The sequence below is a fragment of the Cryobacterium sp. MP_3.1 genome, assembly GCF_035984795.1.
Classification (GTDB): Bacteria; Actinomycetota; Actinomycetes; order Actinomycetales; family Microbacteriaceae; genus Cryobacterium; species Cryobacterium zongtaii.
On record NZ_JAXCHV010000029.1, the window covers coordinates 1 to 25589 of the forward strand.

Below are 25589 nucleotides of genomic sequence, written 5' to 3' on the forward strand. Positions count from 1 at the left end.
GGTATCCCCTAGAAAGGGACCCTACGACCGAGGTTTTTGGCATTTGACATTGTGCACGCTGTTGAGTTCTCAAGGATCGGACGCACCCGACTTCAGGCCTAATGGCTGTCGCTCCGGGGCACTTCGATGTTTGTTCTTGTTGTCTGCGGGGATTTCCGATTAGGGAATTCGAAGCAAACTTCATCAAGCTGTACAAAGCGAAGAATCGCTTTCTTTTCTGCTTGGATTTGGTCCCGCTTGAGGCCGGTAGCTCTTCGGCTTTCCGAACCTGTGGGGTGACGAGAGATGACATTACGGGGATTCTGGGGGGGTCGCAAATCCCATCCGCATCCCGGGCGTGTCGCCCCGGCGAGGATAGGGTCGACAGACCAGCATCGGCGCTTGAGAAGGGCTCTTACATGGACTCCACACCCGACATCGTGATCGTCGGAGGCGGCCATAACGGCCTCACCGCCGCGGCCTATCTGGCCAAGGCCGGGCGGAGTGTGCTGGTGCTCGAACGGGACGACCACGTGGGCGGAGCCGCGGTATCGGCCGCCGCCTTCACCGGGGTGGATGCCCGTCTGTCCCGGTACTCGTACCTGGTGAGCCTGCTGCCTGCCCGCATCATCGACGAGCTCGGCCTGTCGATCGAGCTGGCACGGCGGCGGTACTCGTCGTACACCCCGGATCCGGCCAACCCGGCGACCGGCCTGCTGGTGGATGCGGGCGATGCCGAGGCGACGCGGGCCTCCTTCGAGAGGATCGGAGCCGGGGCGGACATCGCGGGGTGGCAGCAACTCGGTGGCGACCTGGGGCATCTGGCCCGTGCGCTGTTCCCCACGGTGTGCGAGCCGTTGCCCACCCGGTCAGAGGCCCGCCGGCTGGTCGGTGACGACGCCCTGTGGGACGAGTTCATCGAGCATCCGCTCGGCGACCTGCTCAACCGGCGATTCGGCTCCGACCTCGTGCGCGGGGTGGTGGCCACCGACGGCCTGATCGGCACGTTCACCTCGGTGCATGACGCGTCACTGGATGCAAACCGCTGCTTTCTCTACCACTCGATCGGAAACGGCACCGGAGACTGGGACGTACCCGTCGGCGGCATGGGTGCGGTGACCGGGGAGCTGGAGCGGGTGGCCCGCCAGGCCGGAGCGCGCATCCTGACGAGCGCAGAGGTCACCGGCATCGATCCGGACGGCACCGTGCGCTACCGGCACGAACACCGGGACGAGAGCACCGTGGGAAGCCACGTGCTGGCGAACGTGGCACCGTGGGTGCTGGACGGCCTCCTGAGTGAGCGCACACCGGACACCGTGAAGCCCGAGGGCGCCCAGGTGAAGGTGAACCTGCTGCTGAGTCGCCTCCCCCGCCTGCTGGATGCGTCGGTGTCGGCCGAGGCCGCGTTCGGCGGAACCTTTCACATCAATGAGACGCTCAGCCAGCTCGAGGCCGCGTATCGGCAGGCCGGTGCGGGCCGGGTCCCCGATCTGGTCTCCTGTGAGATCTATTGCCACTCCCTCACCGATCCGAGCATCATCTCGCCCGAACTGGTGGCGGCCGGCGCCCAGACCCTCACGGTGTTCGGCCTGCACACCCCCGACCGGCTCACCCGCCTGGACAACACCGCCGTCAGGGCCCAGTTGCAGGCCGCCGTTCTGGCCTCGCTCAACTCGGTGCTGGCCGAACCCGTCGAGGACCTGCTGCTCCGGGATGCCGACGGCAGGCCGTGCATCGAGACCAAGACCACCGCGGACCTCGAGTCGGCGCTCAACCTGCCCGGCGGGGACATTTTCCACGGGCTCCTGTCCTGGCCGTTCCTGGAAGACGACGCACCCAGGGATACCGCCGCCCAGCGCTGGGGCGTGGCCACCCGGCATCCGCGGATTCTGCTCTGCGGAGCCGGCGCTCGACGCGGCGGCGGGGTCAGCGGACTCGGCGGGCACAACGCTGCCATGGCCGTGCTCGAGAGCGACTGAGGACTCTGGCGGCGGCCTCGAACTAGGCATAGCCTCAGAGGGAAGGCTCGTGTTTCACTCAACGTGGAGGTCACCATGCCCCCCCAGCCCCTGCCCGGTCCGCCGGATGTCGCCCACGCCACAGGGCGGTTCGCCCACCGGGAGGACGGGCTCTACCTGCTCTTCGACCGCATCTTCCCGGCGGCCCCGGAGTCGGTGTGGGAGGCCGTGACCAAACCCGAGGGCCTGCACGGCTGGATCGGCACCTACACAGGGTCCCCTCGCACCGGGGCCGTGCGCTTCCGGATGGAATCGAAGAACGACTCGCAGTGGGAGTACGTGAGCATTCTGGAATGTGTGGAGTTCAAGAAGCTGGCGCTGGACATCGGCGAGGGCGAGGATGCCTGGCGGGTGATGGCGCATCTGACGGGCGGATCCGGCAAGACCGTGCTGACCTTCGGACTGAGGCTGCACTCCCCTGCCGAGGCCGCCACGTTCGGGCCGGTCTGGGATTACTACCTCGACAGGCTCGTCGCCTCCCGCACCCACCACCCGCTGCCGTCGTTCAGCAAGTACTACCCCGCGCTGCAGAGTCACTATCAGGAGCTCCTGGTGCCCAAGCCCACCCCTACGCCAGCGAGCGAGGACCGCGCCTAGCCGCTACTCCCAGATGCTGGGGGCCGGCGCCCGGGTAGCCGGCATCGCCACGTCGGCGCTCCACTCGAGCAGCCACTCGGGCACGCTCACTTCGGCGGGCACGGCACCGACGGCGTCGGTGAGTTCGTCGATGGTGACCACGCCACCCGTGCGCTTGAGGAACCGGCCGCGGATGAAGCCGCGGGCGTAGACCTCGACGTCGCCCGGTCGCGCATCCGGGCCCTCAACGGGCCGCACGAAGCGTTGCTCGACGTAAACGGCCTTGTCGTCGAAGCCCAGGATGCGCGACTCGACGGTGAACCGCTGGCCGAGGGTCAGTGACTTGCGAAAGCTGATGGTCTCTGCGACCACCACCGGATACCAGCCCTTGGCCTGGAAGATCGCCCAGATTCCGGTGCGGTGCAGCATGTCGAACCTGGCGATGTCCATGATCGAGAGGTACACGCCGTTGTTCATGTGCCGCAGGATGTCCTGGTCGGTCGGCAGCGTGATGAACCGCGTGCGGGCGACGTCGTAGTGCCCGAGGCGTGGCCCGAAGCGCGACAGCAGGCTGTGGAGCAGGGTTCGAAAGAACATGTGCACCCGATGATGCTAGCGGGCGGCGGCCTCCGACAGCTCGCGCAGGGCCGACGTCTCGTCGATGGTCTGCAGCACCCTGTCGCGCAGCACAATCCGGCCCCTAACCACGGCGTGTCGCACGTCTGTGGCGGTGGCCGTGTAGGCCAGCGCAGACCACGGGTCCCGGCCGGGCCTGCTGTTCAGCGTGTCGATGCGCACGACCTGGAGGTCGGCCTGCATGCCGGGCTCGATCGTGCCCACGTCGGCCAGACCGAGGGCGCGGGCGCCGTCGACGGTGCCGAGCCGTACGGCGCGTTCGGCGCTGATCATGGTCGGGTCGTTGCTGGTGCCCTTGTGCAGCAGCGCGGCCATCCGCACGGCGGCGTACATGTCGAGGGAACCGGCGGAGGCAGCGCCATCCGTGCCCAAGCCCACGGTAGCGCCGTGCTGCAACAGCTCGGGCAGTGGGGCGATGCCGCAGCCGAGCTTGAGGTTCGACATCGGGCAGTGCGCCACGGCGGCGCCGCTGGCGGCGATGCGGGTGACCTCGTCGTCGGTGAGGTGCACGGCATGGGCCAGGACGGTGTGGTTAGTCAGCAGCCCGGCCGCATCGAGGACGGCGACCGGCCGGTCGCCGTTGACCTGCACCGTCAGCGCCAGTTCGCCGAGGCTCTCGGAGGCGTGCGTGTGGATGCGGGCGCCGCGCGAGGCGGCCAGCTCCCGGATGCTCTCCAGCTGGTCGCTACTGAGGGTGTAGGCCGAGTGAGGCATCACCCAGAGGTCGTCGTCGGGCGACTCGGTGCGGTTGTCGGTGAGGATCGATCTGGCTTCCTCGAGCATGCCCGCGAAGTCGCGGCCCTCGGGATCCGCGTTGCCGAGGAAGGTGGGGCCGTTCAGCAGCCGGAATCCGGCCTCCGCCGCGACAGCGCGGCTGGCCCGCGGGAACCAGTACATGTCCAGCGCCGTGGTGGTGCCGCCCAAGAGGCACTCGGCGATCCCGGCCCTGGTTCCGATGGCGACAGTCTCGGCGCTGAGGGTGGCGAGTTCGGCGCCGACCATCCGCTCGAGGAACACCTCGAGGGTGACGTCGTCGGCCGCACCCCTGAACAGGTTCATGGCCAAGTGGCTGTGGGTGTTCACCCAGCCGGGGGCGATCACGCAGCCCGGGCTCTCGAGCACCTCCGCCGCGTCGTACCGGGCGAGCAGGTCGACGGCCGGCCCGACGTCGACGATGATCCCGGCACGGATGGCGACGGCGCCGGCCTCGATGATCGTGCCAGCGGCGTCGACGGTGAGCACGGCATCCGCGGTGAGGATCAGGTCGACGTGGTCGGTGGCCATCAGACGAGCTCCGGCAGGGCGACGAGGGCGTCGAGGGTGACGGAGATGCCGCGACTGACGCCATCCGCCACGACGGTGCGATGCGGATCGTAACCGGTGGTGTCGACGAGGTCGTCGGCGGTGGCGCCGTCGATCACGAGGCCGCCGCCCGCGCGTACGCCGCGGGTGGAGGCGAGCACCAGCAGGGCCGAGAGTTCCATTTCGATGGCGAGCACGCCGAGCTTGACGTAACCGGCCTGGTTGAGATCGATGATTCCCGGGTAGAAGGCCGCCCGGGTCCAGACGATTCCGCGGTGGTGGGGGGCGTCGTGCCGCCGGGCTGCCTCGGCCAGTGCGATCACGACCTCGGGATTCGCGGCCGCCGGGTAGCTCTCCGGCACCAGCTGGTCGGTGACGCCGTCGTCGCGCACGCAGGACTCGGCGATGATCAGGTCGCCGTCGCCGATGCCACGCAGCAGGGCGCCGGCGGTGCCGAGTCTGATGATGGTGTCCACGCCGGCATCCATCAGCTCCTGGAACAGGCAGATGGCGCCGGGGGCGCCCACACCGTGTGAGGAGACGACGACGGTGCTGCCGTTCCAGTCGCCGACGAACGAGCGATACTCACGCTGGTGGGCGACCTCGCGCACGTTGTCGAGCTGGTGGGAGATCTGCTCGGCCCGGAACGGGTCACCGACGACGAGGGCGCGAGTGGGCAGCCCGGTCTTGGGGAGCCCGGTCACCGGGAACGTGTCGGCCTGGCTCATGTGTGCTCCTCGTGGCTGGCGCGGCCCGAATGGCCTGGCAAGTGTCGAACTTGTCTACCATGCCCGGGCAGACCCGCGCAGGCCGAGGAGCTAGGCCAGGGCGGGCTCGGCCTGAGCGGGCATGGACCGAGCCTGGGCGGGCAGCGCCGCCACCTTGCGCACGAATGAACCCAGACGGCGGTAGACCTCCTGCGATTCGGGGTGCCGGGCGTCCTGCTGCCAGGTGTGCCGGGTGTTGGTGCGGTGCCGGCCGTAGATCACCGTGTCGGCCAGGATGGACCGCCGGCGCAGGGCCTCGATGAAGTTGAGGTTGGCCCGGTAGAAGTAGTCGCGCTCGGAGGTCGTGATGAAGACCGGCGGGAAGCCCTTGTCGAGCCACTCGATGGGCGAGAGGAAACGGGCGGCGTCGCGCAGCGACATGCCGGGGCTGCGTTCGGGAAGCAGCATCCGAAGGAAGTTGAGGCTGAGCACGAAGCCGCGCTCGAACATGACCGAGAAGTCGGCGATACTGCAGTGCTGCACGAGTCCGCGCAGGTGGCCGGCCTCGATCGGCAGGTCGAGGTTGTAGTGCGCGGCGAGGGTGGCGTCGTTGGCCGCGGCGGTGAGCAGGGCCGCGATGTGCCCGCCCGCTGAGTCGCCGCCGAGAACGATGCGGGTGGGGTCGCCACCGTATTCGACGATGTTGCGCTGGACCCAGGTGAGCACAGCGTTGGCGTCGTCGAGCATGTGGCCGATCTTGAATCGAGTGGCCATGCGGTAATTGGCGTTGACGACGACCATGCCCTCGACCGCCTGGCTGGCGGCGTACTTGGTGAGCGGTGCCTTGTCGCCGGAGGTCCATCCGCCGCCGTGGAAGTAGATGTAGACGGGCAGCGGGCTCGGTGGCGTGGTCACGTCGTGGTGCTCGTGCGGCACGAGAACGTCGAGGCGGTGATCACGGATGCCGTCGCCCACGTAGTCAAGGTCGAAGTGGTAGTCGACGTCGTCGATCGGGTCCGCGTTGAACTTGTGCAGTTCGCCCGGTGCGATGCGCGTCATGATCGCTTTCCAGAGCCACACCGGCACCCTGGACAGGCCGGTTTCCCGGTGCGTGAGGTGCGAGTCCGCGGAGGGGCCGGCGGCCGGGTCGAAGCTGGTGCTGGAGTGGGGGGACGAGTGAAACATGGTGCCTTACTGCCGACGTGGCGCTACCGGAAGCGGCTTCGAAGTGCCGACTGGCGTTGGTAGCGCTTGCATCGTTTTTTGCCGCGTGTAGAACATAGGCGCGCAACCATGAGATGACCTGAGAATCTCTCAGATCGATCGGAATCGGCTATCCATCGAGTCGAGGTGCGCCCGCGGCTACTCGTTCTGTCGTCGGGTTTTGGGGTCGTGGGCGCGGTGTTGGGGTGGTTTTCGCCAGGTGCCGGTGGGGTCGATCCAGTGCGGGGCTTTGACTTCGGGCATGCCCAGGACCATCCGGATTTTCCAGCCGCCGGCGTTGTCGATGCCGTGATGGTGGCGCCAGCACAACAGCACCCCGTTCGAGACGTTGGTCGGGCCGCCGTGCTGCCACGGTGTCACATGGTGCACCTCGGTCCATTGCGGTGGGCAGGTACAGCCCGGAATGATGCAACCACCATCTCGGGCAGTGATCGCCCTGCGTTGCAGCGGCGTGAAGCACCGGACTGTTTCGCCGAGGGCGAGGACGGCGCCGGTGCCGCCGAAGAAGACCGGCCGGAAGCCGCCGTTGTCGACCATCTGGTTGATCGTCTTCATCGAGACAGGACCCTCGACCCCGTCGATCCAACCGACCCCGACCCCGGTGACGAGGTCATGGGCACTCACGTGCACCATCACCGTCGGCGGCATCCCGCCCATGGTCGGGGTGCGAGGGTCCTGGGCGACCTGGACCAGGATGCCGCGAAGGATGTCGGCGCGCTTCTGGCCGCCGTCGCGTTCGTCCAGGATCTCGCCGGGAACCAGTTCGCCGGCCTCGATGCGCTGCTGCTCGTCCGCGGACGGGAACGCGGGGGCGCTGCGCGCGGACAGGAACGTGTTGAACAGGTTCTGCATGATGCCCTTGAGCTCCGGCGTCACCCCACCGCGCAACGGATGCAGGCCTTGGCTGAGCTTGCCGAACGAGAACGTGGACTTCGCCTCGAAAACCGCATCGTTCGGCGCGGCGCCGTCGGGATTCAACACCGCCTGCCAGGTCAGTGCCATCTCCCGGATCCGGTCGGCCGGGAAAGTGAACCCGGCCGAGTCGCCCAGACGAACGATCGGTCCCGTGCAGCCGGGGCCGGGGGTGCGGCCGAATACCGACCCGGTCGCGGACTCGACCAGCTCGGCCTCACCGCCGTCCACCAGCGACTGGTCGGCGTCGAAGCGGCCGTGCACTTTGTAGTCGGCCAGGCCCTTCACGATGTTCTCGGCCGCGTCGATGCCGATCTCGCCGGCGGTCAGCGCCGCGGCCACGAATGGGAACTCGGGCTCCAGGACCGTGCCGCCCCACATCCGCGGGGCGACCTTCTCACCCAGGGCCACGCGTCGTTTCATCTCCGGCACCGAGGTGCCGGTCAGCCCGATCAGCAGATCATTCTGGTGCGACGCCCCCAACCGCCAGGCCAGCGACTCCGCGCCCAAACCGCTGCGGGACCGGTAACCGACCACGGTCGCCGTGGCCACCCGGGCGGCATCCACCGGCCGGCCGGTCCGCTCGACCATCTGCGTCAACGCCACCACCTCCGGGTCACTCAACGCGTTCACGTCAATGGAGTCCATCACCGCCATCACCGTGCGGGCCGCATCATCCAGGGCCTGGAGCTTCTGACCGAACGCACCGGTATGCGCGCGCTGCACCCCCGGCAGCTCGGCCGGATCCCGCCACCCGGGCCGCGGCTTCGAGCGGCCCCGAGTGCGGCCGGCAGTTCCACCTGCAGTGTGGGCCTGCGTGTCGGTGGTGCCGCTCAGGCTGTCGGCATCCGGTGCCGTGAGGGGATCTGGACCGGACAGGCCGGTGTTCCAGTCGTGCACGTTCGACCCGGTGGGAGAAGTTCCCGTCGGTGCGGTGGAGCCACTATCCAGCTCGTCGTCCATACCCCCATTCTCTCACAAATCGCACCTATATGCGAGGAATTGTCAACAAGAGCTTGAGCAAATATCGAACACAGTTCTGGGCCAAAGGGGACGGGCAGCGAGGGTCTCGACAGGTTCGACCGAAGCGATGGGCGCGTAGTCGAGGATGGCTTACGGACGAGCGATCTGCCGCCCGAGGAGAGCGAGGGCTGTCGGCTCAGGACAGCTAGGCGGCGCCTCCGGCGACTCCGGTGGCCTCGAGCACGGCGCGGGCCAGGGTGTGGAAGTGCACGTTGAAGCCGAGCACGGCCGGGGTGGCCTGCGGGTCGACGCCGAGGTCTGCAACGTCGAGGGCGTGCAGCACGAACTGGTAGCGGTGCGTGCCCGTTCCGCGTGGCGGTGCCGCACCGATGAAGGTGGGCTGGCGGATTTCGTTGGGCATGACGACGGCGCCGGCGGGCAGAAGCACCGAGTTCGCGACTCCGGCACCGGTGGGCAGGCTGTCGACGTCGGCGGGAATGTTGAAAACCGCCCAGTGCCAATACCCGGAACCGGTCGGGGCATCCGGGTCGAACACCGTGAGTGCGAAGCTCTGGGTCTCGGCCGGGAAGCCGCTCCAGTGCAGGTCGGGCGAGACATCCTGGCCGCCGGCGCCGGCGCCGTACTGGGCGGCGGCAAGCGGGCCGCCGTCGGTCATCACCGAGCTGGTCAGGTTGAACTGGGGCACCTCGCCGAAACGGGCGAAGGGATCGATCGTGGTCATGCACACTCCAAGGATCTGGTGGCGGTCTGATTGGCTCAGTCTACGTGGGCCGCCTCGCGCCCCCTCGCCGCCGCCTAAAATGTGGGGGTGGCCATTCCGAAGATCCTGCTCTACTACGTCTTCACTCCGCTCAGCGACCCCGAAGCCATCCGCCTGTGGCAGCGCGACCTCTGCGAGTCTCTGGGCCTGCGCGGCCGCATCCTGATCTCGAAGGACGGCCTGAACGGCACCGTGGGCGGCGACCTGCCCGCCCTCAAGCGCTATGTGCGCAAGACCCGTCAGTACGCACCGTTCGCCCAGATCGACTTCAAGTGGAGTGAGGGAACCGGCCTCGACGAGTCCGGGGCGAGCCTGGACTTCCCCCGGCTGGTGGTGAAGGTGCGCGACGAGATCGTGAGCTTCGGCTCACCGGAGGCCCTCACCGTGGATGCCGGTGGCGTCGTGGGCGGCGGCACCCGCCTGGCCCCGGCCGAACTGCACGCCCTCGTGGCCGAACGCGGCGACGACGTGGTGTTCTTCGACGGCCGCAACGCCTTCGAAGCCGAGATCGGTCGGTTCCGGGGTGCCGTGGTGCCGGATGTGGCGAACACCCGCGAGTTCGCGGCCGAGCTCGACAGCGGCAAATACGACCACCTCAAGGGCCAGCCCGTGGTGACGTATTGCACCGGTGGCATCCGCTGCGAGGTGCTGTCGTCATTGATGAAGGACCGTGGCTTCGGCGAGGTCTACCAACTCGAGGGCGGCATCGTTCGCTACGGCGAGGCCTACGGCGACGACGGACTCTGGGACGGCTCGCTCTACGTGTTCGACCAGCGGATGTCGGTGGATTTCAGCGACCACGCCACCGTTCTCGGCCACTGCCAGGTCTGCGGCGCGGGCACCAAGAACATGCTCAACTGCCGGGACCTGTCCTGCCGGGAGCAGCTTGTTGCCTGCCCGGACTGCGTGGCCGCCGCCGCCCCGGCCTGCGCGGCGCACGCGGCCTGAGCGAATCAGCCCGGTCACGCATCCGCTCGCTCGCAAAAAGTAGTTGCTTGCGCAGTTACCTAGCGTGTGCAATCATTTATGACGCGCCTGCAACTACCAGCGTGTGGCCTCGACAGGCTCGACCAACGGCCCGCGCACCTCCGCACCCTTGAAGGAATTTCCGCATGCCCATTGGATTGATCGCACTCGCCCTCGGCGGCTTCGGGATCGGCCTGACCGAGTTCGTCATCGCCGGCCTGCTGCCCGAGGTTGCCGCCGACTTCGCCGTGACCGAGGCCGCCGCCGGCTGGCTCATCTCCGGCTACGCCCTCAGCGTCGCCGTCGGCGCCATCCTGCTGACCGCCGCGGTGACCCGGCTGCCCCGCAAACACGTTCTGGTGGGACTGATGGTGCTCTTCATCATCGGCAACCTGATCTCGGCACTCGCCCCGAGCTACTCGATCATGCTGCTCGGCCGCATCATCGCCGCTCTCTGTCACGGCGCCTTCTTCGGCATCGGCGCCGTCGTCGCCGCCAGCCTGGTGCCGCCGAGCAAGAAGTCCGGCGCCATCGCCATCATGTTCACCGGCCTCACCCTCGCCAACGTCCTCGGCGTGCCGTTCGGCACCTTCATCGGCCAGAGCTTCGGCTGGCGAGCCACCTTCTGGGCGATCACCGTGATCGGCGTCCTCGCCCTGGCCGGCATCGTGGCCCTCGTGCCCCGCGCCACCGACGACACCGCGCACGTGAGCAACCTGCGCGGCGAACTCCGCGCCTTTCGGTCCAGCCAGGTCTGGCTCTCCCTGGTGGTGACGGTGCTCGGATTCGGCGGCATGTTCGGCGCCTTCACCTACATCGCCTACACGCTCACCGAGGTGAGCGGCTTCTCCAGCGCGGCCGTTCCGTGGCTGCTCGTGGTCTTCGGCGCCGGCCTGTTCGTGGGCAATATCCTCGGCGGCAAGGCCGCCGACCGGCGGCTCGATCCCACCCTGGTGGTGCTGTTGATCGGACTCACGGTGGTGATGGCGCTCTTCGCCCTCACCGCAGCGAACCCGGTCGCCACCGTGATCGCGCTCGTGCTGATGGGCGGCTTCGGCTTCGGAACGGTTCCCGGCCTGCAGACCCGCATCATGCTCTACGCCGACACCGCACCGACCCTGGCCTCCAGCGCCAACATCGCCGCGTTCAACGTGGGCAACGCCCTCGGCGCCTGGATCGGCGGCATCACCATCAGCGTGGGCCTGGGCTACACCTCGCCGCTCTGGGCCGGCGCCGCGATCACCGCGGCCGCCGCGATCGTGATGATCGTCGCCGCCACCCGCCGCAACGTCCTGGTGCCGGCGGATGCCCCGGCGAGCGCCACCCCCCTCGTCACCACCGCCTCCTGATCCCCAGCACCCCGAACCAAAAGGACCACCGCATGAGCATCCCCACCATCACCCTGAACAACGGTGTCGAGATCCCCCAACTCGGCTTCGGCGTCTTCCAGGTGCCGGACGACGAGACCGCCGCGGCCGTGACCGCCGCCCTCGACGCCGGTTACCGCAGCATCGACACCGCCGCCATCTACGGCAACGAGGCCGGCGTCGGCCGCGCCCTGGCCGCGTCGGGCATCCCGCGCGACGAGCTGTTCATCACCACCAAGCTGTGGAACAGCGACCAGGGCTTTGCGAGCACGATTGCCGCCTACGAGGCCAGCCTGGCCGCGCTGGGCCTGGATTACGTTGACCTTTACCTGATCCACTGGCCCGCACCCGCCAACGACAACTACATCGAGTCGTGGCGCGCCATGGAGCAGCTGCTCACCGACGGGCGTGTGCGAGCGATCGGCGTCTCGAACTTCGCCCCCGAGCACCTCGAGCGTCTTACCCATACCTCCAGGATCGTGCCGGCCGTGAACCAGGTGGAGCTGCACCCGCGCCTCACCCAGACGGCGGTGCGCGCCGCCAACGCGGCGCAGGGCATCGCGACCGAGGCTTGGAGCCCGCTCGCGCAGGGCGGCCTGCTGGCCGACCCCGTCGTGGCGGATGTCGCCGCCCGCGCCGGCCGCTCCCCCGCGCAGGTCATCCTGCGCTGGCACCTGCAGCAGGGCCGCATCGTGATCCCCAAGTCGGTCACGCCCAGCCGCATCATTGAAAACCTGGCCGTCTTCGACTTCGATCTCAGCCCCGCCGACCTGCTGCTGATCGACGGCCTGAACACCGACACCCGGATCGGCCCGGACCCGGTCGAGTTCAACGGCTGAGTTGTTTCACCGCTGCACCCGTTTCACCGCTCCGCCCGGGCCGCCCTCGCGGCCCGGGCGTAGTGGCGCGCCTGGGTGCTCGAGAGCGCGAGCAGGATCAGGATGTCGATCGTGACGCTCACCAGCGAGGTGCGCAGGGTGATCTGGGCGCCGTTGAGCGCGTAGTCGGCGAACGAGAGCAGGATGCTCACCGAGGCGAACGACATCGCCTCCACCCGGGCCCAGTTGTGGCCGGTGAACACCAACCCGGCCAGGCCCAGGTAGAGCACGAGGTAGAGGCCGTAGGCCGCGAGCAGCCAGCCCAGCACGGCACCGGCGGCCTGCGGGTCGCTCCGAGCGAGCTTCTCGCCGTTGACGACGATCGTACCCACGAAGCTGTCCCACGACAGGACGACAGTGAGGATGGCGAATCCACCCGTCAGCGCCCGCACCCCCATCAGCAGCACCCCGCCGATCACCGACGGGGGACGCTTGACCCTGCCAGGGGCGACCGCGCCCGTCACGACAGCCCGGTCAATTCGATGACGGTTCCCCCGTCGGGCAGCGCCGTGCCGGGCGGCGTCCCGAGCACGGGCATCCCGCGCAGGTCGATCACCGGCAGGTCGCCATCCGTCTGGATGTTGTCGCCGCCGCCGTTGCGGGAGTGGTAGCCGGTGGCGAAGTCCCGGATCAGCACCAGGCGGGTCTGCGGCACCGCCCGCCGGATGCTCGCGACGACGTGGTCACGCTCGATGTCGGTGTGCTCGTCGATCTTGTGGGTGACCTGCAGGGTGAACAGGCTCAGCCCCACCGCCCTGTCGAAGGTGCCCGCCGCCACCCAGTCCACCCGGTGACCGCCGGGCAGCATCCAGCCATCCGGGCAGCGCCAGAAGCGCACGTGGTGGCGCTTGGCCGGGTTGTTCGCCACCTCCTGCTGATACGCGAAGTCCTGCACCCTGTCGAAAAGCAACAGCGGACTCACCGGCGCCCGCAGATAGCTGCGCCGGCGTACCGTCGCGGTCACGATGCGCCAGCTCGAGGCGAGTGTGACGTCGTCGGCCCGGGTCCAGCCGGCCGCGGCGAGCGCAGCGTGCAGCTGTTCGGCGCTGCCGGTGACGGCGAGGTTGACCGGGTCGCCGAGCAGGCCGTCGCTCGTGCGGGTGCGGCCGATGAAGTAGTCGGGCACGTAGAGCCGGGTCAGGATGCGGTGTAGGCGCGGCAGCACCAGATAGGCCAGCAGCGCCCAGAACAGCACCGCGAACCAGAGCAGCCCCCAGCCCAACCCCAGGCTCTCGGTGGCCAGCAGCACCGCGAGCCACACCGACGCGAGGCCGGCCAGCACGAAGAAGAACCCGTCGAGAACCGCCCCGGGCGAGACGCGCCGGCGTCCGGAGGGCACCGCCGCAGTCTCTGGCATGGCGCCATGGTAGTTCGGTGTCGGTGTCGGCGTCAGCGTCGGCGTCGGCGTCGGCGGCGGTCGCCGGATCAATGCTTGGATGGCAGGGTGACCTACGACGTCGAATCGATCCGCGCCCATTTCCCCGCCCTCTCGGCGGGAACCGTGCACTTCGACAGCCCGGGCGGCACCCAGACCCCGCTCGGCGTCGGACAGGCCATCCTCGAGACGCTCACCGGCCCGCTGTCGATCCGCGGCCGCCGCAGCCTCTCGGAGCGGAACGCCGACGACGCCGTCACCGGATTCCGTTCGGCAATGGCCGACCTGCTCGGCGCCGACCCGCACGGCATCGTCTACGGACGCAGCGCCACCCAGCTCACCTACGACTTCTCCCGCCACCTCTCGCTCGACTGGGCGCCCGGCGACGAGATCGTGGTGTCCAGGCTCGACCACGACGCCAACATCCGCCCCTGGTTGCAGGCTGCCGACCGCGCCGGCGCCACCGTGGTCTGGGTGGACTTCGACCCGGAGACCGGTGAACTGCCCGCGTCCGCGGTGGCCGCGGTGCTCACCGACCGCACCCGCCTCGTGGCGGTGACCGCCGCCTCCAACCTGATCGGCACGCGGCCGCCGATCGCCGAGATCGCCGCGGTGGTGCACGAGGCCGGGGCGCTGCTCTTCGTCGACGGCGTGCACTACGTGCCGCACACTTTCGTGGACCTCGCCGTGCTCGGCGCGGACTTCTTCGTCTGCTCGCCGTACAAGTTCTTCGGCCCGCACTGCGGAGTGCTCGCGGCGGACCCGGCCCTGCTGGCCGGCATCCACCCCGACAAGCTGCTGCCGTCGACGGATGTGGTGCCGGAACGTTTCGAACTCGGCACCCTGCCGTACGAGACCCTGGCCGGGGTGAGCGCCGCCGTCGACTTCCTCGCGGGGCTCGGCGCGCTGGCCACCGGCGTGGCGGCGCGGCCGAGCATCAGCCGCCGGGCGCTGCTGCGCTCCTCGCTGAAACTGGCCGAGGCCCACGAGGATTCCCTCCGCGACCGGTTGGAGTCCGGGCTGGCCGCCCTGCCCGGCGTTACGGTGTACTCCCGGGCCGTCGAGCGCACCCCCACGGTACTGGTGGGCTTCGCGGGCCGGAGCGCCGCCGACGCCACCGAGTTCCTGTTCGAGCGTGGGATCCTCGCGCCCTCCGGCTCGTTCTACGCGTTGGAGGCTTCCAGGCACCTGGGCCTGGGCGAGGCCGGCGCCCTGCGCATCGGCCTGGCCCCGTACAGCACCCCCGGCGAGATCGATGTGCTGCTGGCGGCGATCACGGATATTGTGCTCCGCTGACCGCATCCGGCCAAGGTTGACTCACCCGCGCCCGAAAAACCCCGGCGGACCGGCTCGTTTTCCCCATAGGCTGGGCATCGAGCGATAGAGGGGACTCGGATGCCAATCGGCGCTGTCATCGAATTCACCAGCATCACCAAGAAGTTCGGCCAGGTCACGGCGGTCAATGACCTGTCCTTCACCGTCGAGCCCGGCCGGGTCACCGGTTTCCTCGGCCCGAATGGCGCCGGCAAGACCACCACACTGCGGATGCTGCTGGGCCTCGTCGCCCCCACCTCGGGCACCGCCACCTTCGGGGGCCTGCGCTACCGTGACCTGCCCCGACCGCTGCACACCGTCGGGGCGGCGCTGGAAGCCGCGAGTTTCCACCCGGGTCGCACCGCAGCCCATCACCTGGGCGTGTACACCATCGCCGCCGGGATCCCCCGCAGCAGGGTCGCCGAGGTGCTGCACACGGTGGGCCTGGCCGAACACGCGGGCCAGCGGGTCGGCGGGTACTCGCTGGGCATGCGCCAGCGACTGGGCCTGGCTTACTCGCTGCTGGGAGACCCCGGCGTGCTGGTGCTCGACGAACCGATCAACGGCCTCGATCCGGAAGGCATCAAATGGATCCGCGGCTTCCTCAGCAGCATGGCCGCCGAGGGACGCACCGTGCTGGTCAGCTCCCACCTGCTCAGCGAGGTGCAGCAGAGCGTCGACGACGTGATCATCATCGCCAAGGGTGAACTGGTTCACTCCGGCCCGCTGTCCAGCCTCGACACCAACATCGCGCCGCAGGTCATCGTGGACTCCCCGGACCGGGACGCCCTCATCGCTGCCCTCACCGAGGCCGGCCTGCCCTTCACCTCCGGCCGCACCGGCCTGATCGTCGCGGTGCCGGACCCCGGCCGGGTCGGGCACATAGCCTTCGCCGCGGGCGTGGAACTGAACGCACTGCACCGGCAGAAGGCGGGCCTGGAAGAATCCTTCCTCGCCCTCGTCGAAGGAGGCGACTCGCTGTGAACCTGATCCTGCGCCCCGTGGCCGCCGAATTCAGCAAGATCCTGACCACCCGGATGTGGTGGATCCTTGCGCTGGTGCTCTTCGGCTACATCACCCTGCTGGCCGGCGGCCTCGCCGCTCTGTTCGGCGGCCTGGACAGCGGCGCCATCACCCCCGACGCCATGAACGCCGGCGGCGGCGGTGCCGACCTGACCAGCCTGGGCAGCGTGCCCCTGCTGATCTACAGCTTCGCCTCCTCGGTGGGGTACGTCTTCCCGGTGCTGCTGGGCGCCCTGGCCACCACGGGCGAGTTCCGGCACCAGACCCTCACCCCCACCTTCCTCGCCACCCCGAAGCGCGGCCGGGTGCTTGGCGCCAAGACCATCGCCCTGTTCGTGGTGGGCGCGGCGCTGGGCGTGGTCGGCCTGGCCGCATCCGTCGGAGTCGGCGCGCTGGTTCTCGGTGGCTTCGGCGTGGACCCGCTGCTCGCCGACGGCGAAACCTGGGCCCTGATCGGCCGTACAGTGCTCGCCATGGCGCTCTGGGCCGTGATCGGTGTTGGCCTGGGCGTGCTCGTGCCGAGCCAGGTCGCATCGATCGTGATCGTGCTCGCGTTCACCCAGTTCGTCGAGCCGCTGCTGCGCTTCGCCGCGACGTTCACCGAGGTGACCGCCGACATCGGCAAGTTCCTGCCGGGCGCCGCCTCTGACGCACTGGTCGGGGAGAGCTTCTACGCCCTGACCAGCCCGGGCATGGCCGTGCTCACCAGCTGGCAGGGCGGCCTGGTGCTCTTGGCCTACGGGCTGGCCGCCACCGTCGGCGGCTACTTCATCAGCTGGAAGCGCGACGTCACCTGAGGGCGCTCCGGGCAGAAAGGCCCGGTGCCGGACCGGATCCGGCACATCCGGCGGGTCTAGGGTGAAGGCATGTCTGCTACCGAATTCCGCGCGATCGTCGTCACCCGCACCGAGGATGAGTCGGGCACCCGCACCCAGTCCTCGGCCCTGACCACGCTCGATGACGCTGCGCTGATGGACGGCGATGTCACCGTGGCGGTGGAGTTCTCCAGCATCAACTACAAGGACGGCCTGGCCCTGATGGGCAAGCCGGGCGTGGCCAGGGTCTGGCCGCTGATCGCGGGCATCGACCTGGTCGGCACCGTCGAGTCCAGCAACGACCCACGCTGGGCGGCCGGCGACCACGTCATCCTCAACGGCGCCGGGATCGGCGAAAGCCACCACGGCGGCCTCGCCGAACGGGCCCGCGTCTCCGGCGGCTCCCTGGTGCGCCTGCCGAAGGCCGTGAGCGCCCAGCGCGCCGCAGCCATCGGCACGGCCGGCTTCACGGCCATGCTCGCGGTGCTCGCCCTCGAACGCGGCGGCGTGACCCCTGACTCCGGAGATGTCCTCGTGACCGGCGCCGCCGGCGGCGTCGGGTCGATCGCCATCGCGCTGCTCGCGGCGCGCGGCTATCGCGTGGTCGCCTCCACCGGCCGCGGGGACGAGCTCGGGGACTACCTGCGCGGACTCGGCGCCGCCGAGATCCTCGACCGGCACACCCTCGACGAGGCCGGCAAGCCCCTGCAGACCCAGCGCTGGGCCGGCGCGATCGACTCCGTCGGCAGCTTCACCCTCGCCAACATCCTCGCCCAGACCAACCAGGGCGGGGTGGTGGCCGCCTGCGGGCTGGCCCAGGGCGCCGACCTGCCGACCACCGTGATGCCGTTCATCCTTCGCGCCGTCACCCTGGCCGGCATCAATTCGGTCGAGGCTCCCCTGCCGCTTCGCGAGGAGGCCTGGGCGCACCTCTCGACCGACCTCGACCTCGAGCTGCTTGACGGCCTGACCTCGGTCATCACGCTCGAGCAGTCGTTCGCGGCCGCCGAAGACATCCTGGCCGGCCGGGTGCACGGCCGCACCGTCGTCGACGTATTGCGCTGACGCCTGCCCCGACGGTAAACGCCCGGCTAGGCTGACGGAATGGCCATCATCGCATCCGTTTTCATCGCTCTCGCAGCGGTGCTGCACGTCTACATCTTTCTGATGGAGAGTGCCTGGTGGACCCGGCCGAAGACCTGGCGGCGCTTCGGACTGGCCAGCCAGACCGAGGCGGAGACCACCCGAGTTCTGGCCTATAACCAGGGTTTCTACAATCTTTTTCTGGCGGTGGGCGCCGTCCTCGGACTGTTCCTGTACTTCGGCGGCCCCGAGCAGGCCGGCGCGGCCCTGATCCTGTTCAGCTCGGCGTCGATGTTCGTCGCCGCCATCGTTCTCACCACCTCGGGGCCGGGCAGGGTCAGGTCTGCCCTCACGCAGGGTACGCTGCCGCTGATCGGATTCATCCTCTTCCTGTCCGCCTAGGTTCCCGACCGGGCCGGACCGTGCCGAAAGGACCGTTGTGACCCACGTCATCCTCTTCCACCACGCGCAGGGCCTCACCGACGGGGTGGCTGATTTCGCCCAGCGCCTGCGGGACGCCGGCCACGAGGTGGTCGTGCCCGACCTCTACGACGGGCTCACCTTCGACACCCTTGACGCCGGTGTCGCGCACGCCGAGAAGACCGGCGTGTACACCATCATCGAGCGTGGCGAACGGGCAGCGGATGCGATGCCCGCGGACACTGTCTACGCCGGCTTCTCGCTCGGCTCCCTACCGGCCCAGAAGCTCGCCCAGACCCGCCCCGGCGCTCTCGGCGCGATCCTGTACCACGGCGGGGTTCCGGCCGCCATGTTCGGTTCGGACTGGCCCGCCACGGCAGCGCTGCAACTGCACGTGACCGCGGAGGACGACTGGGTCGAGTTGCTCGAAGTCGAGGAACTCGCCGAGGATGCCGGTGCGGCCGAGTTGTACATCTACCCTGGCTCCGCCCACCTGGTCGCGGACCCCAGCCTGAACGAATACGACGAGGAGATCGCCGAGCTCATCCTGGCGCGAACTATCGAGTTCCTCGACCGCCTCGCCTGAGTGCGGCCGCGAGAGCGGGCACTCGGTTGCTGCCGCCGGCTGTGGCAGCCACAAGACCGCTTTCGCGAGTAGTGGCACGATGGGGGGATGACCTCTGACCTGCTATCCGTGGCCCAAACCGTGGGCGCCCGGCTGCGTGAGCTGCGCCTGCAGAGCGGCCGCACCCAGGCCCAGCTCTCCGCGACCACCGGAATCTCCGAGAGCACGCTCTCCCGCCTGGAGTCAGGACAGCGCAAGCCCACCCTGGAACTGCTGCTCGCCCTCTCGACCGCCCATGACGTGACCATCGACGACTTGGTGCACACTCCCGCCACCGACGATCCGAGGCTGGATCAACGCCCGTTCACCCGGCACGGCCGCACCTTCGTGCCGCTCAGCCGCACCGCCGGCGGCCTGCAGGCGTTCAAGGTGACCATCCCCGGGCGCGCCGGCGACGAGCAACTCGAGCAGCGCAGCCACGAGGGATTCGACTGGTTCTACGTGCTGAGCGGCCGCCTGCGCCTGATGCTGGGCGACCACGACATGATCCTCGGCGTGGGCGAGGTCGCGGAGTTCGACACCCGAGTACCGCACGCCTTCGGCAGCGCGGGGCCGGAGCCGACGGAGATCCTGAGCCTGTTCGGCCAGACCGGCGAACGCATCCACGTGCGGGCCAGCACCATTCGCTGACCCCTCACGAGCCGGGCGACCTAGGCGGTGGCCTCCGGCGGCTCGACCGGCAGGTCTACCGGCTCGGCGGCCGGCTCAGCGGGTGACTCAGCGGCCGCGTCCACGTCGCTCTCGGCCACAGGGGCCACCTTGGCGCGAGACGTGCGCTTGGGCTTGACCGCAACGGCGGGTTCGACCGCTTCGGCCGGTTCGACGACCGTGACGGGCTTGGCGGTCCTGACCCGCCGGGCGGGCTTGACCGGAGCGGCCGACGCAATCGACTCAATCGGCTCGGCGGTCTCGGCTGCTTCGACGGTTCCGACGGCCTTGCCTGGCCTGGCCCGCCGGGCCGGCTTCACCGGCGCAGCCGCGTCCACAAGATGACTCGTCTCGACGGGCTTGGCGGCCTTGGGGGTTCGCACCCGTTTGGCCGGCTTGACCGGCTTGGCCGGCTCGTCGAGCTCCGGCACGTCCTGCGCGTCGGTGGCCTCGAGTTTGAGCGAGGCGATGAGGTCGGGTGCGTGGTTAGTCGACAGGATCACCCGGGCGAAGTCGTCGCCGGTCAGGTCGATCACGACGGCCTGGCGCCGGCGCTTGATGGCCAGGAAGTCCTTGCCACCGTGGAACTTCCACACGCCGACGGCCAGGACCAGCGGCACGAGGGCGCCAGGGGCGCGGATGCCGCGCACCCAAATCCACGGATCATCCGTGATCGTCACCGACCGGATGTTCTCCCGTTGGATCACCACGTCCTCTCGGCGGAACGCCAGCGTCTTTTCCGCGGCCGTCAGGTGAATCTCCAGCCGATCGGGATGTACGCGCAAGGAAGCCATTCCCCCAGTCTGCCGGGTCCGGTTGGAAAACCTCCTGTCGCTACCTCACAAAGACGTAACGCCGCCGCGCTGGAGTGCCCCTAGACGAGCCGCTTCTGTTGCCCGTGCGGACAATTGCGCCCGGTGCGCCGGGCGCAATTGTCCGATTCGGCAACAGTCAGCGGGTGGGTCCTGCGATTCAGGCTGCCGGGCGCGCCTCGGCGGCCGCCTTGGCCGCGGCCGGCAGTGCCTCGAGGATCTTGCCGATCGAGTCGCCGTCGTGCGCGGCGGAGACGAACCAGGCCTCGAACACCGACGGCGGCAGGGAGATGCCGCTTTCGAGCATGGAGTGGAAGAACGGCCCGTACCGGTAGGTTTCCTGGCGCTGCACCTCGGCGTAGCTGCGCGGCGGCGTGATCGCGGCTTCCTGACCGAAGACGAAGCTGAACAGGTTGCCGGCGTGTTGAACGCTGTGCGCGACTCCTTCGGCGAAGAGCGCGCTGGAGACGGCCTCGGAGAGCAGCTCGGCGGTCTCGTTCAGGCGCTCGTACACGTGCCCGTCGGCGGCGGTGAGGGTGGCGATGCCGGCGGCCACGGCCACCGGGTTGCCCGAGAGCGTTCCGGCCTGGTAGACCGGCCCGGCCGGGGCGAGGAAGTCCATCACGTCGGCCCGGCCACCGAGCGCGGCGACCGGCAGGCCGCCGCCGATGACCTTGCCGTAGGTGAACAGGTCCGGGGTGTAGCTCTCGCCGTCCTCGGCCTGCAACGCCCAGTAGCCGCCCGGGTGCACCCTGAAGCCGGTGAGGACCTCGTCGACGATGAGCAGCGCGCCGTATTCGTGAGCGAGGTCGCAGAGGGCCGCGTTGAAGCCGGCATCCGGGGCGACGACGCCCATGTTCGCGGCGGCTGCCTCGGTGATCACCGCGGCGATCTGACCGGGGTACGCCTCGAACGCGGCGCGCACGGCGCCCAGGTCGTTGTACGGCAGCACCAGGGTCTGTGCGGCGGTGGCCGCGGTGACGCCGGCCGAGCCGGGCAGCGCGAGGGTGGCCAGGCCGGAGCCGGCCTCGGCCAGCAGGCCGTCGGAGTGGCCGTGGTAGTGGCCGGCGAACTTGATCAACAGGTCACGCTGGGTGAAGCCGCGGGCCAGGCGGATGGCCGTCATGGTGGCCTCTGTGCCGGTGGAGACCAGGCGCAGCTTCTCGATCGCGCCGACCCGGCTCTTGATCAGCTCGGCCAGCACGGTCTCGCCAGGGGTGGAGGCCCCGAAGGAGAGCCCGAGGGCGGCGGCCTCCTGCACGGCGCCGACGACGGCGGGATGCGCGTGGCCGAGGATCGCTGGACCCCAGGAGCTGACCAGGTCGACGTACTCGCGTCCGTCGGAGTCGGTGACGTAGGCGCCGGCCGCCTTGACCAGGAACAGCGGGGTGCCGCCGACCGAGCGGAAGGCGCGCACCGGCGAGTTGACACCGCCGGGGATGGAGAGCTGGGCGCGGGCGAAGAGCTCGTCGTTGTGGGTGGTGTGCGTCATCGGGCATCCGTTTCGGTGAGCCAGGCGGCTAGTTCGACTGCCCAGTAGGTGAGAATGGCGTCGGCGCCGGCCCGGCGGATGCTGAGCACCGACTCCTCGATGGCACGGCGGCGGTCGATCCAGCCCTGCGCGGCCGCGGCCTCGATCATGGCGTATTCGCCGGACACCTGGTACGCCCAGACCGGGACCGAGCTCATCGCGGCGACCTCGGCGAGCACGTCGAGGTAGCTGCCTGCTGGCTTGACCATGACGACGTCGGCGCCCTCAGCGATGTCGATGCGGGCCTCGCGCACGCCCTCGCGCCGGTTGGCGGGGTCGAGCTGATAGGTACGGCGGTCGCCGACGAGGGTGGACTGCACGGCCTCGCGGAACGGGCCGTAGTAGGCGGAGGCGTACTTGGCCGAGTAGGCCAGCACGGCGGTGTCGGCGTAGCCGGCGGCGTCGAGGGTGGCGCGCACGGAGGCGACCTGACCGTCCATCATGCCGGACAGGCCCAGCAGCGCCGAGCCGGCCTCGGCCTGCGCGAGGGCCATGTCGTTGTAGCGCAGCAGGGTGGCGTCGTTGTCGACGGAACCGTCTGCGGCGAGCACACCGCAGTGACCGTGGTCGGTGAATTCGTCCAGGCACAGGTCGGTCTGCACCACCAGCGCATCGCCCACCTCGGCGACCACGGCGCGGGTGGCGACGTTGAGGATGCCGTCGGGATCGGTGGCGCCGGTGCCGGTGGCATCGCGCACGGCGGGGACACCGAAGAGCATCACTCCCCCGATGCCGGCCGCGGCGGCCTCGGCCACGGCGCGGCGGGCGCCGTCGACGCTGTGCTGCACAATGCCGGGCATCGAGGAGATCGGCGTGGATTCGTTGCCCTCGCGCACGAAGAGCGGCAGAACGAGCTCGGCGGGGTGGACACGGGTTTCGCTGGCCAGGCGGCGAAGTGCGGGGGTGCTGCGCAGTCGTCGCGGGCGGATGACGGGGTTTATCACCCGACCAGCCTAGGCCTCCAGCCTGAGAGCGCGGGCCCGGGGAGGGCGGGCCGGGAGGGCGGGCCGGGAGGTGCGGCCAGGAGGGTGCGGAAACGGCGCGGCCCGATCCGTGAGGGATCGAGCCGCGCCGTCGGCCGAGCGGGGTGCGTGCTTAGACGCGCGGGGTGGTCACCAGCTCGGGCTCATCCGCCGGGTGCACCGGGTGCGTGCGCTCGAGCGATGCGCCCTCAACGTCGACGTTGGGCAGGATGCGGTCCAGCCACTTCGGCAGCCACCAGGCCGCGTCACCCAGCAGGTGCATCACGGCCGGGATGATGAGCAACCGCACCACGAAGGCGTCCAGGAGCACGCCGATGGCGAGCCCGAAGCCGATCGACTGGATCATCACCGAGTTCGAGAACACGAAACCGGAGAAGACCGAGGCCATGATCAGCGCCGCGGCGATGACCACCGTGCGGCCGGCGTGGAAACCGCGCTGCACGGCCATCCGGGCCGGTGCGCCGTGGGCGTATGCTTCGCGCATGCCGCTGACCAGGAACAGCTGGTAGTCCATCGCCAGGCCGAACAGCACGCCGACCACCAGGATGGGCAGGAAGCTCAGGATGGGCCCCGGGTCATGGATGCCGAACAGCGCTCCGAGCCAGCCCCACTGGAAGACCGCCGTGATCGCGCCGAACGAGGCGAACAACGACAATACGAAGCCGAGGGTCGCGGTGATCGGCACCAGGATCGAGCGGAACACGAAGATCAGGATGATCAACGAGAGTCCGACGACCACGAGCAGGTACAGCGGCAGAGCGTCGGCGAGTTTCTCGCTGACGTCGATATTGCCGGATGCGTTGCCGGCGACGCCGAGGGAACTGACCCCGTCGATGTCGAGGCCTCGCAGGTCGCGCACCAGCTGCTCGGTGGACTCGCTGTTCGGCCCATCCGCGGGGATGACCTGGAAGGCGAGCAGCAGGTCGTCGTCCGACGCACCGATCGGTGCGACCGCGACGACGTCGTTCTCCGCCTTCAGCGCGGTTCCGATGCGCACCTGTTCGGCGATGAGCTCGTCGTCGGTGATGGCCGTCTCGAGGTCGGCGACCACGAGCAGCGGGCCGTTGACGCCGGCGCCGAACTTGTCGTCGACGAGCTTGTAGGCCCGGTACGCACTCGAGTCCAGCGGCTCGGACGAGCCGGCGGGGAGCCCCAGGCGCATGGACAGCGCGGGGATCGCCACGATCAGCAGCACGGCGATGCCCGCGATCACGGTCACGACGGCGCGCAGGGTGTTCATCGGCTTGATCGGCGCCGAGACCTTGGCGGAGGGGGTGCCGATGTGCGCGCGTGCCTTCTTGGTGAGGATCTTCTCGCCGACCAGGCCCAGCAGCGCCGGCGTCAGGGTGATCGCGACGAGGATCGCCACGAAGACACAGACGGCGCCGACGGTGCCCATCAGGCCCAGGAACGGGATCCCGGTGAGGTTGAGGGCGAGCAGGGCGATGAGCACGGTCGCGCCGGCGAACACCACGGCGTTGCCGGAGGTGCCGTTCGCCAGTCCGATCGACTCCTGCAGTTCTACCCCTCTGCGCAACTGGGTGCGATGCCGGTTGAGGATGAAGAGCGAGTAGTCGATGCCGACCGCGAGCCCGAGCATGACGCCCAGGACCGGGGTGACGGAGAGCATCTCGACGCTGCCGGACAGGGCGAGCGACGCGAGTACGCCGACACCGACGCCGATGAGCGCGTTCACGAGCGGAAGACCCGCACCGATCAGTGTGCCGAGCATGACGAACAGCACGACGGCCGCGATGATCACGCCGCCGATCTCGCCCGGGCCGAGGATCTCGGGAATGCTGGCGGCGATCTCGTTGGACACCTCGGCGACGACACCGTCGATCTGGGCGTTCTCCATCTCCTCGACAACCGCCTCCTTCGACTCGGCGGGAACCTGGTTGAGCGACGTGTCGAACTGCAGACTCGCGACCGCGGTCGTCTCATCGTCCGATACCTGGCGGATGCCCGCGGCCAGGTCGAGCAGGTCGGAGCCCTGTTCCAGGGTGGTGCTCTGCGTCTCCAGGGCGGTGCGCCCCGCGTCGAGAGTGGCCTGCTGCTCGGCGATGGCCGCCGCGCCGGCGTCAAGCTGGGCCTGCTGCTCATCCAGCGCCGGCTGGGCGGCGGCGAGTTGTCCGGCCGCTTCCGCCTGGCTGCGGGCGGCGTCGAGCTGTGCCTGACCGGCCGCGAGCTGGGCGGTGGCCGCGTCGATCTGAGCCTGCCCGGCATCGATCTGGGTCGTGCCGTCCACGATCTGCTGGCGGCCGTCGATGATCTGCTGCGCCTGGCCGTCGATCTGCGCCTGCGTGTCGAAGGGGTTGGTACTCGACGTCACGTTGTCGAGCTCGACGGTGTCGGCGAGCAGCTCGCCGATCGCCGTCTTCTGCTCGGCCGTGAACGCCGTGTCGTCGGTGGTGGTGAAAACGACGGAGCCCCGACCACCGCTGGCGGCGGGGAACTTCTCGGCGAGCTCGTCGCTCACCTTCTGGGTGGCGGTGCCCGGGATGCTCACCGCCGAGGTGAGAGTGCCGCCGAAGAGGGCGAAGGCGCCGCCGGCGAGGCCGAGAATGACCACCCACGCGACGATGACCAGCCAGGCCCGATGGGCGGAGAACCGACCGAGTCGGTAGAGAAGGGATGCCATATTCCTCAGG

The 25589-nt window shown here is 69.3% G+C and carries 24 protein-coding genes; 12 read left to right on the forward strand and 12 right to left on the reverse strand.

Annotated elements, in window-relative coordinates; genetic code table 11:
- The first annotated feature begins 398 nt into the window (after positions 1-398).
- Positions 399-1958 carry a phytoene desaturase family protein gene (locus tag RCH12_RS15030; RefSeq protein ID WP_327017396.1) on the forward strand — a complete coding sequence of 520 codons (1560 nt, stop codon included), beginning with the start codon at positions 399-401 and terminating at the stop codon, positions 1956-1958.
- 75 nt (positions 1959-2033) lie between these two features.
- On the forward strand, positions 2034-2594 hold the full coding sequence (locus RCH12_RS15035) for an SRPBCC domain-containing protein (protein WP_327017397.1): 561 nt from the start codon (positions 2034-2036) through the stop codon (positions 2592-2594).
- 3 nt (positions 2595-2597) lie between these two features.
- On the opposite strand, the gene RCH12_RS15040 is transcribed toward RCH12_RS15035, so the two are convergent.
- The 6 genes from RCH12_RS15040 to RCH12_RS15065 form a co-directional block, all read right to left on the reverse strand.
- Entirely contained in the window at positions 2598-3176 is a 579-nt protein-coding gene (locus tag RCH12_RS15040) for a thioesterase family protein (RefSeq protein ID WP_243399003.1), read from the reverse strand.
- 9 nt (positions 3177-3185) lie between these two features.
- Positions 3186-4493 (reverse strand): amidohydrolase family protein, encoded by a 1308-nt coding sequence (locus tag RCH12_RS15045; RefSeq protein WP_327017398.1) that lies wholly within the window; start codon positions 4491-4493, stop codon positions 3186-3188.
- Positions 4493-5239 carry a nucleoside phosphorylase gene (locus tag RCH12_RS15050; protein WP_327017399.1) on the reverse strand — a complete coding sequence of 249 codons (747 nt, stop codon included), beginning with the start codon at positions 5237-5239 and terminating at the stop codon, positions 4493-4495. Before RCH12_RS15050 ends, RCH12_RS15045 begins: the two co-directional genes overlap by 1 nt.
- A gap of 90 nt (positions 5240-5329) precedes the next feature.
- Positions 5330-6403 (reverse strand): alpha/beta hydrolase, encoded by a 1074-nt coding sequence (locus tag RCH12_RS15055; protein ID WP_327017400.1) that lies wholly within the window; start codon positions 6401-6403, stop codon positions 5330-5332.
- 177 nt (positions 6404-6580) lie between these two features.
- Positions 6581-8317 (reverse strand): HNH endonuclease signature motif containing protein, encoded by a 1737-nt coding sequence (locus RCH12_RS15060; RefSeq protein ID WP_327017401.1) that lies wholly within the window; start codon positions 8315-8317, stop codon positions 6581-6583.
- A gap of 205 nt (positions 8318-8522) precedes the next feature.
- Positions 8523-9059 carry a YbhB/YbcL family Raf kinase inhibitor-like protein gene (locus tag RCH12_RS15065; protein ID WP_327017402.1) on the reverse strand — a complete coding sequence of 179 codons (537 nt, stop codon included), beginning with the start codon at positions 9057-9059 and terminating at the stop codon, positions 8523-8525.
- A gap of 87 nt (positions 9060-9146) precedes the next feature.
- On the opposite strand from RCH12_RS15065, the gene trhO reads away from it, so the two are divergent.
- From trhO to RCH12_RS15080, 3 genes are all read left to right on the forward strand, one after another.
- On the forward strand, positions 9147-10046 hold the full coding sequence (gene trhO / locus RCH12_RS15070) for an oxygen-dependent tRNA uridine(34) hydroxylase TrhO (RefSeq protein ID WP_327017403.1): 900 nt from the start codon (positions 9147-9149) through the stop codon (positions 10044-10046).
- 164 nt (positions 10047-10210) lie between these two features.
- The gene (locus RCH12_RS15075) at positions 10211-11413 is read left to right on the forward strand and encodes an MFS transporter (protein WP_327017404.1); all 1203 of its coding nucleotides are present in this window, start codon (positions 10211-10213) and stop codon (positions 11411-11413) included.
- Positions 11414-11445: 32 nt separating this feature from the next.
- Positions 11446-12270 (forward strand): aldo/keto reductase, encoded by an 825-nt coding sequence (locus RCH12_RS15080; protein WP_327017405.1) that lies wholly within the window; start codon positions 11446-11448, stop codon positions 12268-12270.
- Between the two features lie 23 nt (positions 12271-12293).
- On the opposite strand, the gene RCH12_RS15085 is transcribed toward RCH12_RS15080, so the two are convergent.
- On the reverse strand, positions 12294-12773 hold the full coding sequence (locus RCH12_RS15085; RefSeq protein ID WP_327017406.1) for a hypothetical protein: 480 nt from the start codon (positions 12771-12773) through the stop codon (positions 12294-12296).
- Positions 12770-13666, reverse strand: coding sequence for an LssY C-terminal domain-containing protein (locus RCH12_RS15090; RefSeq protein ID WP_327017407.1), 897 nt, complete (start codon positions 13664-13666; stop codon positions 12770-12772). The genes RCH12_RS15085 and RCH12_RS15090 overlap by 4 nt, the downstream gene beginning before the upstream one ends.
- Before the next feature lie 87 nt (positions 13667-13753).
- Between RCH12_RS15090 and RCH12_RS15095 the strand changes: the two genes are divergently transcribed.
- The 7 genes from RCH12_RS15095 to RCH12_RS15125 all read left to right on the forward strand — a co-directional run bounded on the left by RCH12_RS15095 (position 13754) and on the right by RCH12_RS15125 (position 19594).
- On the forward strand, positions 13754-14980 hold the full coding sequence (locus RCH12_RS15095) for a cysteine desulfurase-like protein (protein WP_327017408.1): 1227 nt from the start codon (positions 13754-13756) through the stop codon (positions 14978-14980).
- Positions 14981-15079: 99 nt separating this feature from the next.
- Complete coding sequence (locus RCH12_RS15100) at positions 15080-15982, forward strand: ATP-binding cassette domain-containing protein (RefSeq protein WP_327017409.1); 903 nt, start codon at positions 15080-15082, stop codon at positions 15980-15982.
- On the forward strand, positions 15979-16818 hold the full coding sequence (locus RCH12_RS15105; RefSeq protein ID WP_240632326.1) for an ABC transporter permease: 840 nt from the start codon (positions 15979-15981) through the stop codon (positions 16816-16818). The genes RCH12_RS15100 and RCH12_RS15105 overlap by 4 nt, the downstream gene beginning before the upstream one ends.
- 69 nt (positions 16819-16887) lie before the next feature.
- Positions 16888-17901, forward strand: coding sequence for an acrylyl-CoA reductase (NADPH) (gene acuI, locus RCH12_RS15110; RefSeq protein ID WP_327017410.1), 1014 nt, complete (start codon positions 16888-16890; stop codon positions 17899-17901).
- A 39-nt stretch (positions 17902-17940) separates the two neighbouring features.
- Positions 17941-18321 carry a DUF1304 domain-containing protein gene (locus RCH12_RS15115; RefSeq protein WP_327017411.1) on the forward strand — a complete coding sequence of 127 codons (381 nt, stop codon included), beginning with the start codon at positions 17941-17943 and terminating at the stop codon, positions 18319-18321.
- Between the two features lie 37 nt (positions 18322-18358).
- Complete coding sequence (locus RCH12_RS15120; RefSeq protein WP_327017412.1) at positions 18359-18925, forward strand: dienelactone hydrolase family protein; 567 nt, start codon at positions 18359-18361, stop codon at positions 18923-18925.
- 87 nt (positions 18926-19012) lie between these two features.
- A complete protein-coding gene (locus RCH12_RS15125; protein WP_327017413.1) occupies positions 19013-19594 on the forward strand; it encodes a helix-turn-helix domain-containing protein in 582 nt (193 codons plus the stop codon).
- Between the two features lie 20 nt (positions 19595-19614).
- On the opposite strand, the gene RCH12_RS15130 is transcribed toward RCH12_RS15125, so the two are convergent.
- From RCH12_RS15130 to RCH12_RS15145, 4 genes are all read right to left on the reverse strand, one after another.
- Positions 19615-20406, reverse strand: coding sequence for a hypothetical protein (locus RCH12_RS15130; RefSeq protein ID WP_327017414.1), 792 nt, complete (start codon positions 20404-20406; stop codon positions 19615-19617).
- A gap of 178 nt (positions 20407-20584) precedes the next feature.
- Positions 20585-21916: a glutamate-1-semialdehyde 2,1-aminomutase gene (gene hemL, locus RCH12_RS15135; RefSeq protein WP_103429832.1), complete on the reverse strand. Its 1332-nt coding sequence runs from the start codon at positions 21914-21916 to the stop codon at positions 20585-20587.
- Positions 21913-22896, reverse strand: coding sequence for a porphobilinogen synthase (hemB, locus tag RCH12_RS15140; protein WP_442784581.1), 984 nt, complete (start codon positions 22894-22896; stop codon positions 21913-21915). Before hemB ends, hemL begins: the two co-directional genes overlap by 4 nt.
- A gap of 154 nt (positions 22897-23050) precedes the next feature.
- Positions 23051-25579, reverse strand: a complete 2529-nt coding sequence (locus RCH12_RS15145) for an MMPL family transporter (RefSeq protein WP_327017416.1) — start codon at positions 25577-25579, stop codon at positions 23051-23053.
- Positions 25580-25589: the final 10 nt, after the last annotated feature.